Source organism: Streptomyces sp. NBC_01275 (assembly GCF_026340655.1).
In the GTDB taxonomy this organism is placed as follows: domain Bacteria; phylum Actinomycetota; class Actinomycetes; order Streptomycetales; family Streptomycetaceae; genus Streptomyces.
This window is the reverse complement of the sequence record NZ_JAPEOZ010000001.1, coordinates 2,313,324-2,329,130: the sequence shown is the minus strand read 5'-3', so window position 1 is coordinate 2,329,130 and position 15,807 is coordinate 2,313,324. Positions and strand designations below refer to the sequence as shown.

Below are 15,807 nucleotides of genomic sequence, written 5' to 3'. Positions count from 1 at the left end.
CGCTTCTCGCTCCGCCCAGTGTACGGCTCCGCGACGACAGCGGCCGACCGGTTTTCGGGGCCTCGGAGCGCGGGGCGGAGGGCGGGCGGGAGCGCCTGTCGGAGGGTGGTCTGATCTGACCCGAATGGTGGCTGTATGGGGTGATGTGCGTGTTCGGATTCCGGGACGCCCGGCTCGGCGGATTACCCGGCGGGGAGCTGGGCACAACGCAGGCAGGCTTGCCGCGTGGCGTGTGCGAGGCGGGCGAATCGGGCGGTGCGTCCCGTTGCCGCGGGCCCCAAGTCGATTTATCGTCCCAGCACGATTCGCGTGCAAGATCACAATATGTGAAGGGGCCGCGGCCATGGTGGCGAAGAAGACCGCCGTACAGCAGTCGGCGTCCGGCAGGTCCTCGCGTGCCAGTGCCTCCGACGGTGCGGCGAAGGACGTCGGAGGGAAGAAGAGCGCGCAGGGCGCGGCTACCAGGAAGGCGGCGGCGAAGAAGGCGGCGGCGAAGAAGACCGTGGCCAAGAAGGCGACTGCCAGGAAGACCGCGGCCAGGAAGACCGCGGTCGAGGAGGCGGTGGCCGACGAGGCCGTGGTCGAGAAGGCCGCGCCCCAGAGCGCTGCGAAAGCGGCAGCGAAGGAGACGGCCGCCAGGAAGACGGTCGGCAAGGACACGGCCGCCGACAGGACGGCGGTCAGGAAGACAGCTGCCAAGAAGGCCGCTGTGGGCAGGAAGAGCACGGCCAAGAAGGCGGGCGCGGCCTCGGCCGCGGAGCAGACGGGAGCCACGACGGTGGTTGCGAAGAAGACTCCGGGCACGGCCACGGCGGCGAAGACCGCCGTTCCCAAGGCACGCTTCGCCGCGGCGGAGCCGGGCGAGCTCGCGGTACGCCCCGGCGAGGAGCCCTGGACGCCCGAGGAGGTCGAGGAGGCCCGCGCGGAGCTGCTGTCCGAGCTGGAGCGGCTGCGCGCCGAGATCGCCCACTCCGAGACGTCCCTGGCGGGCCTGATGCGGGACTCGGGAGACGGCGCCGGCGACGACCAGGCGGACACCGGCACGAAGAACATCACACGCGAGCACGAGATGGCGCTGGCCGCCAACGCGCGCGAGATGATGATCCAGACCGAGCGCGCCCTGCAACGGCTCGACACCGGCACCTACGGCCTCTGCGAGAACTGCGGCAATCCCATCGGCAAGGCCCGTATGCAGGCCTTCCCCAGGGCCACCCTGTGCGTCGAGTGCAAGCAGAAGCAGGAGCGCCGGTACTGATCACCCAGGTGTCGGGAGGCGTGCCGTACCCTCGTGCTCAGTCAGGCACCTAAGGTTGAGGGACTCACGTGGCAGAGGCGGAGCGCGTCATCGGTACGCCGGATACCCCAGAGGCGGCGGGAGCTGAGCCGGAGCAGTCGTCCGGCCAGGACGGACCGGAGGGCGCCGACGCGCAGCCGCGCGGCAGGCGCCGGATCGCCGTGCTGTTCGGGGTCGCCGCGTTCGCGTACGCCCTCGACCTGATCAGCAAGATGATCGTGGTCGCCAAGCTGGAGCACCACGCGCCGATCGAGATCATCGGGGACTGGCTGAAGTTCGAGGCCATCCGCAACGCGGGCGCCGCCTTCGGCTTCGGCGAGGCCTTCACCGTGATCTTCACGGTGATCGCGGCGGCGGTGATCGTGGTGATCGCCCGGCTCGCCCGCAAGCTCTACAGCCTGCCCTGGGCGATCGCGCTGGGCCTGCTCCTGGGCGGCGCGCTGGGCAACCTCACCGACCGGATCTTCCGTGCGCCGGGCGTCTTCGAGGGTGCGGTCGTGGACTTCATCGCACCGAAGCACTTCGCGGTCTTCAACCTCGCGGACTCGGCGATCGTGTGCGGCGGCATCCTGATCGTGCTGCTGTCCTTCAAGGGCCTGGACCCCGACGGGACCGTCCACAAGGACTGAGTCGTCGAGGGCCGGCCGAAGCCTGGCCGAGGGCTGGGCGTACGGCGGTGTCGGAGCCGTCCTGCATACTCGACGGGTGAGCACGATTCCCGAGATCCGTACCCTGCCCGTGCCGGACGGCCTGGAGGGCGAGCGCGTCGACGCCGCCATCTCCCGCATGTTCGGCTTCTCCCGCACCAAGGCCGCTGAGCTCGCCGCGGCGGGGAAGGTCTCGGTCGACGGCTCGGTGGTCGGTAAGTCCGAGCGGGTGCACGGCGGGGCCTGGCTGGAGGTCGAGATGCCACAGGCGCCCGCGCCGGTGCAGATCGTCGCCGAGCCGGTCGAGGGCATGGAGATCATCCATGACGACGACGACGTGGTCGTCATCGTCAAGCCGGTGGGCGTCGCCGCGCATCCCAGCCCCGGCTGGAGCGGGCCGACCGTCATCGGCGGGCTGGCCGCGGCCGGCTACCGCATCTCCACCTCGGGCGCCGCGGAGCGCCAGGGCATCGTGCACCGCCTCGACGTCGGGACGTCCGGCCTGATGGCCGTCGCCAAGTCGGAGCGCGCGTACACGTCGCTCAAGCGCCAGTTCAAGGAGCGCACGGTCGACAAGCGCTACCACACGCTCGTCCAGGGTCACCCCGACCCGACCAGCGGGACCATCGACGCGCCCATCGGCCGCCACCCCAACCACGACTACAAGTGGGCGGTCACGGCCGAGGGGAAGGCGTCCGTCACGCACTACGACCTGATCGAGGCCTTCCGCGCGGCCTCCCTGCTGGACGTCAAGCTCGAGACGGGCCGTACGCACCAGATCCGCGTCCACATGGCCGCCCACCGCCATCCGTGCGTGGGCGACCTGACGTACGGCGCCGATCCCACGCTCGCCAAGCGGCTGCACCTGACCCGCCAGTGGCTGCACGCCGTGCGGCTGGGCTTCGAGCACCCCGGGGACGGGCAGTGGGTGGAGTTCGCCAGCGACTACCCGGAGGACCTGCAGAAGGCCCTGGACCAGGTCCGCGAGGAGACCTACGGGTGAGCGGAGACGCAAGGGTGAGCGAAGACGCACGGACGAGCGACGACGCACGGACGAGCGGCACGCGCGCGTACACGGTCCGCGTCGCCGGCGACCCCGCCGACCTGGAGGCGTGCTTCGCGGTGCGCAAGGAGGTCTTCGTCGGCGAGCAGGGCGTCCCCGAGGACCTGGAGTACGACGCCTACGACACCGTGGCCGTGCATGTCCTGGCGGTCCGGGAGGACGGGTCGGCGCTCGGGGCCGGGCGGCTGCTGTACGGCGAGGCGGCCGCGGCGAAGACCGACGGAGACCTGTCGGTGGGCTCGCTGGGGCGGCTGGCGGTGAAGAAGGAGGCGCGCGGGCTCGGCGTCGGGGTCGCGCTCGTGCGGGCCCTCGAGGAGGCGGCACGCGCGCGTGGCCTCGCGGCCGTGGACCTGCACGCGCAGACGCAGGCGCTGGGGTTCTACGAGCGGCTGGGGTACGCGGCGTACGGGCCGGAGTTCCCGGACGCGGGGATCGCGCACAGGGCGATGCGGCGCTCGCTCTAGGGCCCAGGACACGTCCGGACACATGAGGACACGGCGCAGGCGCTTCGGCGGACGGTGGTGCGTGCGAGGCTGGGGGCCTGGATGTTCTTGATCCTCTAGACCTCCGGAGCGCTGACCGTGGATCAGTTGGCCCTGTTGTTCGTCCTGTTGCTCGGGGCCGTGGTGAGCGTCCCGGTCGGGGACCGGTTCGGGCTGCCCGCGCCGGTGCTCATGACGTTGCTCGGGATCGTGCTCGCGGTGCTCGACTTCGTGCCCAACGTGGAGATCCCGCCCGAGCTGATCCTGCCCCTGCTGCTGCCGCCCCTGCTGTACGCGGCCGTGCGGCGGACCTCATGGCGGCAGTTCACGGCCAACAAACGGCCGATCTTCCTGCTCGCCGTGGCGCTGGTGTTCGTCACGACCGTGTGCGTGGCCGCCGTCGCCCACGCGGTCGTGCCCGGGCTGCCGGTCGCCGCGGCCGTCGCGCTCGGGGCGCTCGTCGCGCCGCCCGACCCCGTCGCCGCGACCGCCGTGGCCGGACAGCTCGGGCTGCCCCGCCGGCTGGTGTCCATCCTGGAGGGCGAGGGACTGTTCAACGACGTGACGGCCATCGTGCTGTACCACGTAGCCATCGCCGCGGCCGTGAGCGGGACGTTCTCGCCGTGGCGGGCCGGGCTCGACCTGGTGCTGTCCGCGGTGGTCGCGTTGGCCGTGGGCGTCGTCCTCGGATGGGGCGCGAACCGGCTGCTGGACTTCCTCGGGGACACGACGCTGCAGATCGGGCTCACCCTGCTGGTGCCGTACGCGGCGTACGTGCTGGCCGAGGAGCTGCACGGCTCGGGCGTGCTCGCCGTCCTCACCTGCGCGCTGTTCCTCGCGGAGTACGCGACCGACCCCGACGACGTGCTGACCCGGCTCGCCGGGCACGCGTTCTGGGACATCGTCGACACGCTGGTCACAGGGGTGGCCTTCGGGCTCATCGGCCTCGAGCTGCACAACGCGATCCGTACGGCGTCCGGGCGGTGGGGCGAGATGCTCGGCTGGGCGGCGATCATCGTGGCCGTGGTGATCGTCGTACGGCTGGTGTGGCTGTTGCCGGCGACCTGGCTGACGAAGAAGCTGCACGCGCGGCGGGACTCGGAGGACGAGGACATCCCGGTGAGCTGGCGGGAGACCCTGGTGATGTGGTGGTCGGGGATGCGGGGCGTGGCGTCGGTGGCGTTGGCGCTGGCGATTCCGCTGGAGACGGACGAGGGGAGCGCGTTTCCGGACCGGGACGAGATCGTGTTCATCGCGTTCGGCGTGATCATGGTGACGCTCGTGGTGCAGGGGCTGACGCTGCCATGGCTGGTGAAGCGGCTCGGGGTGCGGGCCGACACGGAGGGCGAGAAGACGTTCGAACGGGAGCTCGCGCTGCGGGCGGCGAAGGCGGCGAAGGGGCGGCTGCGGGAGATCGAGGCGGCGGAGGAGCTCCCGGAGGAGCTGTCCGAGCAGCTGCTGCGTCGGGCCTTCGAGATCGGGGTGCGGATCAGTCCCGAGATGGGGGAGGAGGAGCGGCGGGAGGGGCATGAGCATCGGGTGCGGAGGCTGAAGCGGCTGCGGCGGATCCAGGGCGAGATGATGAGCGCGGCGCGGCACGAGGTGCTGGCGGCGCGGGGCGAGGCGGGGGCGAATCCCGAGGTGGTGGACCGGGTGCTGCGACAGCTGGACGTGCGCAGTCTTCGGTGAGGCGGGTAGGGGTGCTCGCCGTGGGGTCTCCCACCCGCGCACCGTCCGTTTCCAGTCGGTTGACAGGTGACCGTCCCCCTGCGGGGGTTTCCCGCCGACGGCGGGAAACCCCCGCAGGGGGACGCCGCCGTCGGCGGCCTCCCCCGCGCCCGCGGCGACCTACGGTGAGTCGCGGTGGCCGTGCGCCCGGCGTGCCGCTCCGTCCGGGGACCGGGACTGGCCGGGCAGATGGCCCGGGGGCAGCGTCGCGTCCGCTGTGTTCACCCTCGGGAGGGCGTACGGGTGGTCGTGGGACAGCCAGCGGATCATCTGTTCGCGGACCGTGACCCGCACCGTCCAGATGTCGTCGGCGTCCTTCGCCGTGACCAGGGCCCGCACCTGCATGGTGTTCGGGGTGGTGTCCGTGACGTCGAGGCCGCAGGCACGGCCGTCCCAGGCCGGGCACTCGCGCAGGATGTCGCGCAGCTTCTCGCGCATCGCGTCGAGCGGCGCGGTGTGGTCGACGTGGAAGTAGACGATGCCGGTCATCTGCGGGGTGCCGCGCGACCAGTTCTCGAAGGGCTTGGACGTGAAGTACGACACCGGCATCGTGATGCGGCGCTCGTCCCACGTCCGGACCGTCAGGAACGTCAGGGTGATCTCCTCGACCGTGCCCCACTCGCCGTCCACGACCACCGTGTCGCCGATGCGCACCATGTCGCCGAAGGCGATCTGCAGCCCGGCGAAGAGGTTGGCGAGCGTCGACTGGGCGGCCACACCGGCGACGATGCCGAGGATTCCGGCCGAGGCCAGCAGGGAGGCGCCCGCCGCGCGCATCGCGGGGAACGTCAGCAGCATCGCCGCCGTGGCGACCACGCCGACCACCGCCGAGACCACCCGCATGATCAGCGACACCTGGGTCCGCACGCGCCGTACCCGTGCCGGATCGCGGTGCACGCGCGCGTACCGTGAGTACGACGTCTCGACGATCGCCCCCGTGATCCGGATCACCAGCCAGGCCGCCGAGCCGATCAGCACCAGCGTCAGCGTCCGGCCGATGCCGACCCGGTGCGCCTCCAGCAGCTTGGCCTGGGCGTAGGACCCTCTCAGCAGGGCCGCGCACAGCACGAGCTGGTAGGGGACGCGGCCGCGGCGCAGCAGCCCCCACAGGGACGTCTCGGGGTGTCGGTCGTCGGCCTTGCGCAGCAGACGGTCGGTGGCCCAGCCGATGAGCAGCGTGAGCACGACCGAGCCGCCGACCACGATCACGGGCCGGAGCAGGATCTCCATGCCTTCGAACGTAACCGGGCGGGCGGGGTCCTGAACCTGTGACTTCTGCCGACTTCTGTCGCCGACTTCTGTAAGGAGACGCACGCCCGGCGTTGTCGGTGGCGGCTGGCACCATGGCCTCATGAACATCATGCTCTTTCACTCGACCTATGGCCTCAGGCCCGCGGTGCGCGCGGCGGCGGACCGGCTGCGCGCCGCGGGGCACGAGGTGTGGACGCCCGACCTCTTCGCGGGGCGCACGTTCGACACGGTCGAGGAGGGCATGGCGCACAAGGAGGAGATCGGCAAGGACGAGCTGCTGAAGAGAGCCGTCCTGGCCGCCGCCCCCTATTCGGAGCGCGGGCTGGTGTACGCCGGGTTCTCGCTGGGCGCGTCCATCGCGCAGACCCTCGCCCTCGGCGACGACAAGGCGCGCGGCCTGCTGCTCCTGCAAGGCACCTCGGACCTCGCGCCCAACGTGTCGGCGGACGACCTGCCGGTGCAGCTGCACGTGGCCGAGCCGGACCCGTTCGAGACCGACGACTGGCTGAGCGCCTGGTATCTCCAGATGGGCAGAGCGGGCGCGGACGTGGAGATCTACCGGTACGCGGGCGCCGGGCACCTGTACACCGACCCCGACCTGCCGGACTACGACGCGGAGGCCGCCGAGGCCACCTGGCGGGTGGCGCTCGGCTTCCTCGAAACGCTGTAGCGACCTGGGCTCTCGCAGCGGAGGGCTACACCGGGTCGTACGTCCGCTCCACCTTCTGCGTGCCGCTGCGCGTGCGGTACGAGCGCCACCAGGTGGAGGTCGCGGTGGCGCTGGTGCGGTCGGACAGGACGTAGTAGTCCATCTGCGCGCGGGCGGCGGTGATGTCCAGGACGCCGTAGCCGTGGCGGTCGGTGTCGACCCAGTGCACATGCCGGTTGGCGAGCTGGATGATCGGCGCGGCGATCGCGGTGAGGGTGCCCTCGGGGACCTTCACGATGTCGTCGAGGTTGTCGGAGGTCACCGAGGTGACCACGAACTCGGTGGCGGCCGACGGCGACAGCGGGTACGTCCCGGCGTCCACCGGCACGTCGTTGGCCCACGCCATGTGGATGTCGCCGGTGAGGAAGACGGTGTTGCCGATGGCGTTCGACCGCAGGTGGGCCAGGAGTTCGCGCCGGTCGTCGGTGTAGCCGTCCCACTGGTCGGTGTTGAGGGCGAGCCCCTCCTGGGGCAGGCCGAGCAGCTTGGCGAGCGGCTTGAGCAGGTCCGCGGAGAGCGAGCCGATGGCGAACGGCGAGATCATCACCGAGTTGCCGACCAGCCGCCAGGTGGTGTCGGACGCCTTCAGCCCGGCCTTCAGCCAGTCGAGCTGGGCGCGGCCGGTGATCGTGCGGTCCGGGTCGTCGACCGTGCCGTTGCCGACGGCGACCTGCTGCGAGCGGAAGGACCGCAGGTCCAGCAGGGACAGGTCGGCGAGCTTGCCGAAGCGCAGTCGGCGGTAGGTGGTGCCGGCGATCGCCGGGCGCACCGGCATCCACTCGAAGTAGGCCTGCTTGGCGGCCGCCTGACGGGCCGACCAGGCGCCCTCGGCGCCTTCGGTGTGGTTCTCCGCGCCGCCGGACCAGCTGTCGTTGGCGAACTCGTGGTCGTCCCAGATCGCGATGACCGGCGCCTTGGTGTGCAGGGCCTGAAGGTCCGGGTCCGTCTTGTACTTGCCGTGCCGGGTGCGGTAGTCGGCGAGCGTGAGGATCTCGTGCGTGGGCGCGTGCTGGCGTACGACGGTGCCGCGCGTGCCGTACTCGCCGGTGCCGTACTCGTAGATGTAGTCGCCGAGGTGCAGCCAGGCGTCCAGGTCGCCGCGGGCCGCGAGATGGCGGTACGAGGAGAAGTAGCCGGCCTCCCAGTTGGCGCAGGAGACCACGCCGAAGCGCAGACCGGTCACGGCCGCGTCCGCCGCCGGCGCGGTGCGGGTGCGCGCCACCGGGGAGTCGACGCCGCCGGCCGAGAAGCGGAAGTAGTAGTCGGTGGCCGGCGCCAGACCGCGGATGTCGGCCTTCACGGTGTGGTCGGAGGCGGCGGTGGCCGTGGTGGAGCCCCGGGTGACGACGTTGGTGAGCGCCTTGTCCCGGGCGACGACCCAGGTCACCTCGGTGTCCGGACCGAGCCCGGAGCCGGGGGTCGCCTCGGCGGTGGGCGTCACCCGGGTCCACAGCAGGACGCCGTCGGGCAGCGGGTCGCCGGAGGCGAGGCCGTGCAGGAAGGCGGGGGCCTCGGCGGCCCGGGCGGGCAGCGCGGCGACGAGCGGCCCGGCCAGCACGGCGGTGGCGGCCGCGGCCTTGACGACCGTACGGCGGCGCGGTGTACGCGAGTCGGCGCGCTCTGACACGGACACGGACGCGGTGTCGGCGCTCTCGGGTGATCTGTATCGACTGGTCACGGGCGATGAGATTACTGACCAGTACGACAAAAGAGCGGGCGAACTGTAAAAGTTCGCCCGCTCTTTGACTGAGCGTCGTGTCCGGCCTGGCTCAGCCCTTGAGGGCCGCGTCGATCGCCGTGGTGAAGTCGGCGACGGACATGGGCGCGTTCCCGCTGCCGTCGGAGGCGGTCAGCGTCTTGCCGTCCATCTTCAGGGTCGGGGTGCCCGAGACGCCGCTGGAGTCGAAGGTCTTGGACATCTCCAGCGCCCACCGGTCGTAGGTGCCGTTCTTCACGGCGTTCTGGAACTTCGTGTTGCCCTTCAGCTCCGGGACCGTGTCCGCCACCTTGATCAGGTAGGAGTCGTCCTTGAACTTGTCGTCGGTCTCCTCGGGGTGGTACTTCGTCGAGTACAGCGCGGTCTTGTACTCGAGGAACGCCTCGGGGCTGACGTTGAGCGCGGCGCCCAGGGCGCTGAGCCCGTTCTTGGAGCCCTCGCCGGTCAGGCTGCGGTCGAGGAAGGTGGCGCCGACGTACTGGATCTTGAACTTGCCGTCGTCGTAGTCCTTCTTCACGGTCGCGCCGACGGTCTGCTCGAACTGGGCGCAGACCGGGCAACGCGGGTCCTCGTACATCACGAGGGTCTTCTTGGCGGTGCTCTTGCCGATGACGACGGTCGTGCCGTTCTTGCCGGTGGCGTTGGCCGGCTTGACCAGCTTGGCGGTCTTGGCCTCTTCCCAGTAGCTGGGCTTGTTGGCCTGGACGACCGCGTAGCCTATGCCGCCGGCCGCCGCCAGCACGCCGACCGCCGAGCAGGCGACGATGATCTGCCGCCTGGCCTTGGCCCGCTTCGCCTGGCGCTCGCGCTCGACGCGCAGCCGCTCCCGGGCCGCCGTCTTGGCCGCCGCGCTGTTCCGCTTGCTCATATCGGTGTTCTCCAGGTGGGACGCGTACATGCCGTACGCGGGATACGTATGGGGGACTGTCTCGTGCTCGGGGAGGTCGCTCGCGCGACGTGGGCGGCGCCGCTCAGACGAGGGCGACGGCCGAGCACGGCGGTCCACGCCGTCCCAGGGAGTGCACGAGGATCCGGTCGCGGGCGGTGGCCGTACGGCGTGCGGGCCGCGGCAGGCGGCGGGCCGCCGGGGCGCGTCGTACGGTCACCGCGGCCACCGCGAGCAGCAGGGGCCGGAAGGTGGTGGCGGTCGCCGCCCGCAGCAGCTGGGCCAGCGCCCGCTCGCCGCGGCGCAGCCAGGCGGCGGCGGCGAGGCCGACGCAGACGTGCGCGCCGAGCAGCAGCCAGGCGGCGGCCGGGTCGGCGTGGGCCAGGAGGCCGCCGAGCCTGTCCGGGTCGGCGCCCGTGACCCGGGCCAGCGGGGTGCCCACGCGGACGCCGTCGCCGCACAGCACGTCCCAGCCGACCGAGGCCAGCGGCCCGGCGACCGGACCGCCCGCGCGGCCGTAGCAGACGTGCTGGCCGGTGGTGAAGACGGTGTCGGCCGCCAGCTCCAGCGGGATCAGCAGGGCGGCGATCCGCCCGAAGCCGCGCTCGCGGCCCGCGAGCGCGTAGGCGAGGGCGAACACGGCGGCCGCGACGACGGCCACCGTGTTCAGCGGCAGGGGAGCCCGGGACAGCAGCACGTGCGACGCGGTGCTGAGCGTCACGACGACGGCCGTGAACAGCGCCGCGCGTACGGCTCTGAATCGGGTCCCGGATATGTCCATAGCGGAGGAGAGTGTGTCACGCGCTCCTGTAAGAGACCCCTAAAGGGGTCCTGTGAGAGCCCTTTTCGTTATCGATTTCGGCACCGAGCCCGCAGCGCGGATCGCGGCCGAGGTCGCGGCGGGGGCCGTGGCGGAGGTCATGGCGGGGGCCGTGGCGTAGGTCGTGGTGGATCCCGTCACAGACCCGGGATCCGGCCGTTGCGGAACAGGTCGACGAAGGTCTGGTGATCGGCACGCGCGCGTGCGCCGTAGGCGTGCGCGAAGTCGACCAGCAAGGGGGCGAAGCCCTCCTCGTCGGCCGCGATGGCCGCGTCGATGGCCCGCTCCGTGGAGAACGGGACCAGGGACTCGCCGGACTGGTCGTCCGCCGCCGCGTGCATCGTGGCCGTGGCCCGGCCCAGGTCGGCCACCACGCCCGCGATCTCCTCCGGGTCGTCGATGTCGCCCCAGTCCAGGTCGACCGCATACGGCGACACCTCGGCGACCAGCTGGCCCGCGCCGCCCAGCTCGGTCCAGCCCAGCCACGGGTCGGCGTGGGCCTGGAGGGCGCGCTGGGAGATCACCGTGCGGTGGCCCTCGTGCTGGAAGTAGCCGCGGATCGCCGGGTCGGTGATGTGCCGGGACACGGCCGGGGTCTGGGCCTGCTTGATGTAGATCACGACGTCGTTCTCCAGGGCGTCGCTGTGCCCTTCGAGCAGGATGTTGTACGACGGCAGGCCGGCCGAGCCGATGCCGATACCGCGGCGGCCCACGACGTCCTTCACCCGGTAGGAGTCCGGGCGGGTCAGCGACGTCTCCGGCAGGGTCTCCAGATAGCCGTCGAAGGCGGCCAGGACCTTGTAGCGGGTGGCGGCGTCCAGCTCGATGGAGCCGCCGCCCGGCGCGAACCGGCGTTCGAAGTCCCGGATCTCCGTCATGGAGTCGAGGAGACCGAAGCGGGTCAGCGAGCGGGCGTCGCGCAGCGCGTCCAGGAGCGGTCCCTGGGCGGTGTCCAGCGTGAACGGCGGCACCTCGTCGCTCTTGGCACCGGTGGCCAGCGCGTGGATGCGCTCGCGGTACGCGCCCGCGTACACCTCCACCAGCTCGCTGATCTGGTCGTCGCCGAGCGCCTTCGCGTACCCGATGAGGGCGAGGGAGGCGGAGAGGCGCTTCAGGTCCCAGGTGAAGGGGCCGACGTACGCCTCGTCGAAGTCGTTGACGTTGAAGATCAGCCGGCCGTTGGCGTCCATGTACGTGCCGAAGTTCTCCGCGTGCAGATCGCCGTGGATCCACACGCGCGAGGTGCGCTCGTCCAGGAACGGGCCGCCCCGCTTCTCCGCGTCGAGGTCGTGGTAGAAGAGAGCCGCCGTGCCCCGGTAGAACGCGAACGCCGAGGCCGCCATCTTGCGGAACTTCACGCGGAACGCGGCCGGGTCGGCGGCCAGGAGCTCGCCGAACGCGGTGTCGAAGACGGCGAGGATCTCCTCGCCGCGGTGCTCGTCGTTGAGCTGCGGAACCGACATCGCTGGGTGCCTCCTGGTGCAGTGCATGTACGACAGCGTCTCTGCCGTCTCCAACGCACGAAGGTACGCGGAGGTGCCCGTCGAGTGTCAGTCGCGAGGCATAGACTTCGACGCTGTCCCCCGACTGTCTATTGGAGGCCGAAGCCGTGTCAAAGCCGCCGTTCACGCACCTGCACGTCCACACCCAGTACTCGCTGCTGGACGGTGCCGCGCGGCTGAAGGACATGTTCAACGCGTGCAACGAGATGGGCATGACCCATATCGCCATGTCCGACCACGGCAACCTGCACGGGGCGTATGACTTCTTCCACACCGCGAAGAAGGCCGGGGTCACCCCGATCATCGGCATCGAGGCGTATGTCGCGCCCGAGTCGCGGCGCAACAAGCGCAAGATCCAGTGGGGCCAGCCGCACCAGAAGCGCGACGACGTCTCCGGCTCCGGCGGATACACCCACAAGACGATCTGGGCGGCGAACGCGACGGGCCTGCACAACCTCTTCCGGCTCTCCTCGGACGCGTACGCCGAGGGCTGGCTGCAGAAGTGGCCGCGGATGGACAAGGAGACCATCTCGCAGTGGTCCGAGGGGCTGATCGCCTCCACCGGCTGCCCCTCGGGCGAACTCCAGACCCGGCTGCGGCTCGGCCAGAAGGACGAGGCGCTGAAGGCGGCCGCCGAGTACCAGGACATCTTCGGCAAGGACCGCTACTTCCTGGAGCTGATGGACCACGGCATCGAGATCGAGAGCCGGGTCCGCGACGGACTCCTGGAGATCGGCAAGAAGCTCGGCATCCCGCCCCTGGTGACGAACGACTCGCACTACACGTACGCGCACGAGGCGACCGCGCACGACGCGCTGCTGTGCATCCAGACCGGCAAGAACCTCTCCGACCCCGACCGCTTCCGCTTCGACGGCACCGGCTACTACCTGAAGTCCACGGAGGAGATGTACGCCATCGACTCCTCGGACGCCTGGCAGGAGGGCTGCGCCAACACCCTCCTGGTGGCCGAGCAGATCGACACCGCCGGCATGTTCGAGGCGAAGAACCTCATGCCGAAGTTCGACATCCCCGACGGCTTCACCGAGATCACCTGGTTCAAGGAGGAGGTCCGCCGGGGCATGGAGCGCCGCTTCCCCGGCGGCATCCCGGACGACCGGCAGAAGCAGGTCGAGTACGAGATGGACGTCATCATCCAGATGGGGTTCCCGGGCTACTTCCTCGTCGTCGCCGACTTCATCATGTGGGCCAAGAACCAGGGCATCGCGGTCGGCCCGGGCCGTGGCTCCGCGGCCGGCTCGATCGTCGCCTACGCCATGGGGATCACCGACCTCGACCCGATCCCGCACGGACTGATCTTCGAGCGGTTCCTCAACCCCGAGCGCGTCTCCATGCCCGACGTCGACATCGACTTCGACGAGCGCCGGCGCGTCGAGGTGATCCGGTACGTGACGGAGAAGTACGGCGCCGACAAGGTCGCCATGATCGGCACCTACGGCAAGATCAAGGCCAAGAACGCGATCAAGGACTCCGCGCGCGTGCTGGGCTACCCGTACGCCATGGGCGACCGCCTCACCAAGGCGATGCCCGCCGACGTCCTCGGCAAGGGCATCGACCTCAACGGCATCACCGACCCCTCGCACCCGCGCTACAGCGAGGCCGGCGAGATCCGCGCGATGTACGAGAACGAGGCGGACGTCAAGAAGGTCATCGACACCGCCAAGGGCGTCGAGGGCCTGGTCCGCCAGATGGGCGTGCACGCGGCCGGCGTCATCATGTCCAGCGAGCCCATCGTCGACCACGCCCCGATCTGGGTGCGGCACACCGACGGCGTGACCATCACCCAGTGGGACTACCCGCAGTGCGAGTCGCTCGGCCTGCTGAAGATGGACTTCCTGGGCCTGCGCAACCTGACGATCATGGACGACGCCGTCAAGATGGTGAAGTCCAACAAGGGCGTCGACCTCGACCTGCTGGGCCTGCCGCTCGACGACCCGACGACCTTCGAACTGCTCCAGCGCGGCGACACCCTCGGCGTCTTCCAGTTCGACGGCGGCCCCATGCGCTCGCTGCTGCGCCTGATGAAGCCCGACAACTTCGAAGACATCTCCGCCGTGTCGGCGCTCTACCGTCCCGGCCCCATGGGCATGGACTCGCACACCAACTACGCGCTGCGCAAGAACAAGCTCCAGGACATCACGCCGATCCACAAGGAGCTCGAAGAGCCCCTCGAAGAGGTCCTGGCGGTCACCTACGGCCTGATCGTCTACCAGGAGCAGGTGCAGAAGGCCGCCCAGATCATCGCCGGCTACTCGCTCGGCGAGGCCGACATCCTGCGCCGCGTGATGGGCAAGAAGAAGCCCGACGAACTGGCCAAGAACTTCACCATCTTCCAGGCCGGCGCCAAGAAGAACGGCTACAGCGACGAGGCCATCCAGGGCCTGTGGGACGTGCTGGTCCCCTTCGCCGGCTACGCCTTCAACAAGGCCCACTCGGCCGCGTACGGACTGGTCTCGTACTGGACCGCCTACCTGAAGGCGAACTACCCGGCCGAGTACATGGCCGCGCTGCTCACCTCGGTCAAGGACGACAAGGACAAGTCCGCGATCTATCTGAACGAGTGCCGGCGCATGGGCATCAAGGTGCTGCCGCCGAACGTCAACGAGTCGGTGCACAACTTCGCCGCCCAGGGCGACGACGTGATCCTCTTCGGGCTCGAGGCCGTCCGCAACGTCGGCACGAACGTGGTCGAGTCGATCATCCGCAGCCGCAAGGCCAAGGGGAAGTACTCCTCCTTCCCCGACTACCTCGACAAGGTCGAGGCGGTCGCCTGCAACAAGCGCACCACGGAGTCGCTGATCAAGGCGGGCGCGTTCGACACGATGGGGCACACCCGCAAGGGCCTCACCGCGCACTTCGAGCCGATGATCGACAACGTGGTCGCGGTCAAGCGCAAGGAGGCCGAGGGCCAGTTCGACCTCTTCGGCGGGATGGGCGAGGAGGAGACCACCGAGCCCGGCTTCGGCCTCGACGTGGAGTTCACCACCGACGAGTGGGAGAAGACGTACCTGCTCGCCCAGGAGCGGGAGATGCTCGGGCTGTACGTCTCCGACCACCCGCTCTTCGGTCTGGAGCACGTCCTGTCCGACAAGGCCGACGCGGGCATCGCCCAGCTCACCGGAGGCGAGCACGCGGACGGCGCGGTCGTCACCATCGGCGGCATCATCTCGGGGCTCCAGCGCAAGATGACCAAGCAGGGCAACGCCTGGGCCATCGCCACCGTCGAGGACCTCGCCGGCTCCATCGAGTGCATGTTCTTCCCGGCGACCTACCAGCTGGTGTCGACCCAACTCGTCGAGGACGCCGTCGTGTTCGTCAAGGGACGCCTGGACAAGCGCGAGGACGTGCCGCGTCTGGTCGCGATGGAACTGGCGGTCCCCGACCTGTCCAACGCGGGCACCAACGCGCCCGTGATCCTCACCATCCCGGCCACCCGGGTCACCCCGCCGATGATCAGCCGCCTCGGCGAGATCCTCACCCACCACAGGGGCGACAGCGAGGTCCGGATCAGGCTCCAGGGGCCGACGAAGACGACCGTGCTGCGCCTGGACCGGCACCGCGTCAAGCCCGATCCGGCGCTGTTCGGCGATCTGAAGGTGCTGCTCGGCCCGTCCTGCCTGGCCGGCTGATCCAACAGAAGAGCAGAAGAGCACGTACGAGGGGCGCATCCGGCATCGGATGCGCCCCTCG

Annotated in this window: 12 protein-coding genes; 7 read left to right on the top strand and 5 right to left on the bottom strand. The window is 70.3% G+C overall.

Features of this window, described 5'->3' with window-relative positions; all coding sequences use genetic code 11:
• The first annotated feature begins 343 nt into the window (after nt 1–343).
• The 5 genes from OG562_RS10035 to OG562_RS10015 all read left to right on the top strand — a co-directional run bounded on the left by OG562_RS10035 (nt 344) and on the right by OG562_RS10015 (nt 5,175).
• A complete protein-coding gene (locus OG562_RS10035; RefSeq protein ID WP_266395983.1) occupies nt 344–1,255 on the top strand; it encodes a TraR/DksA family transcriptional regulator in 912 nt (303 codons plus the stop codon).
• A gap of 68 nt (nt 1,256–1,323) precedes the next feature.
• Nucleotides 1,324–1,923 (top strand): signal peptidase II, encoded by a 600-nt coding sequence (gene lspA / locus OG562_RS10030; RefSeq protein WP_266395982.1) that lies wholly within the window; start codon nt 1,324–1,326, stop codon nt 1,921–1,923.
• Between the two features lie 76 nt (nt 1,924–1,999).
• On the top strand, nt 2,000–2,944 hold the full coding sequence (locus OG562_RS10025; RefSeq protein WP_266395980.1) for an RluA family pseudouridine synthase: 945 nt from the start codon (nt 2,000–2,002) through the stop codon (nt 2,942–2,944).
• A 14-nt stretch (nt 2,945–2,958) separates the two neighbouring features.
• Nucleotides 2,959–3,468, top strand: coding sequence for a GNAT family N-acetyltransferase (locus OG562_RS10020; RefSeq protein WP_266395979.1), 510 nt, complete (start codon nt 2,959–2,961; stop codon nt 3,466–3,468).
• Between the two features lie 117 nt (nt 3,469–3,585).
• Nucleotides 3,586–5,175: a Na+/H+ antiporter gene (locus tag OG562_RS10015; protein WP_266395977.1), complete on the top strand. Its 1,590-nt coding sequence runs from the start codon at nt 3,586–3,588 to the stop codon at nt 5,173–5,175.
• Nucleotides 5,176–5,334: 159 nt separating this feature from the next.
• Here the strand turns inward: OG562_RS10015 and OG562_RS10010 are convergent, their stop codons facing one another.
• Complete coding sequence (locus OG562_RS10010) at nt 5,335–6,444, bottom strand: mechanosensitive ion channel family protein (RefSeq protein ID WP_266395976.1); 1,110 nt, start codon at nt 6,442–6,444, stop codon at nt 5,335–5,337.
• Nucleotides 6,445–6,565: 121 nt separating this feature from the next.
• Between OG562_RS10010 and OG562_RS10005 the strand changes: the two genes are divergently transcribed.
• Nucleotides 6,566–7,135, top strand: a complete 570-nt coding sequence (locus OG562_RS10005) for a dienelactone hydrolase family protein (RefSeq protein ID WP_266395975.1) — start codon at nt 6,566–6,568, stop codon at nt 7,133–7,135.
• Between the two features lie 25 nt (nt 7,136–7,160).
• Here the strand turns inward: OG562_RS10005 and OG562_RS10000 are convergent, their stop codons facing one another.
• The 4 genes from OG562_RS10000 to OG562_RS09985 all read right to left on the bottom strand — a co-directional run bounded on the left by OG562_RS10000 (nt 7,161) and on the right by OG562_RS09985 (nt 12,060).
• Nucleotides 7,161–8,807 (bottom strand): alkaline phosphatase, encoded by a 1,647-nt coding sequence (locus OG562_RS10000; RefSeq protein ID WP_266395973.1) that lies wholly within the window; start codon nt 8,805–8,807, stop codon nt 7,161–7,163.
• 136 nt (nt 8,808–8,943) lie between these two features.
• Nucleotides 8,944–9,759 carry a DsbA family protein gene (locus tag OG562_RS09995; RefSeq protein ID WP_266395971.1) on the bottom strand — a complete coding sequence of 272 codons (816 nt, stop codon included), beginning with the start codon at nt 9,757–9,759 and terminating at the stop codon, nt 8,944–8,946.
• A 103-nt stretch (nt 9,760–9,862) separates the two neighbouring features.
• Nucleotides 9,863–10,558, bottom strand: a complete 696-nt coding sequence (locus tag OG562_RS09990) for a hypothetical protein (protein WP_266395970.1) — start codon at nt 10,556–10,558, stop codon at nt 9,863–9,865.
• A 176-nt stretch (nt 10,559–10,734) separates the two neighbouring features.
• Entirely contained in the window at nt 10,735–12,060 is a 1,326-nt protein-coding gene (locus OG562_RS09985) for a DUF2252 domain-containing protein (protein WP_266395969.1), read from the bottom strand.
• Nucleotides 12,061–12,206: 146 nt separating this feature from the next.
• Here OG562_RS09985 and dnaE point away from each other — a divergent pair, with 146 nt between their 5' ends.
• Nucleotides 12,207–15,746 carry a DNA polymerase III subunit alpha gene (gene dnaE, locus OG562_RS09980; protein ID WP_266395967.1) on the top strand — a complete coding sequence of 1,180 codons (3,540 nt, stop codon included), beginning with the start codon at nt 12,207–12,209 and terminating at the stop codon, nt 15,744–15,746.
• Nucleotides 15,747–15,807 lie beyond the last annotated feature (61 nt).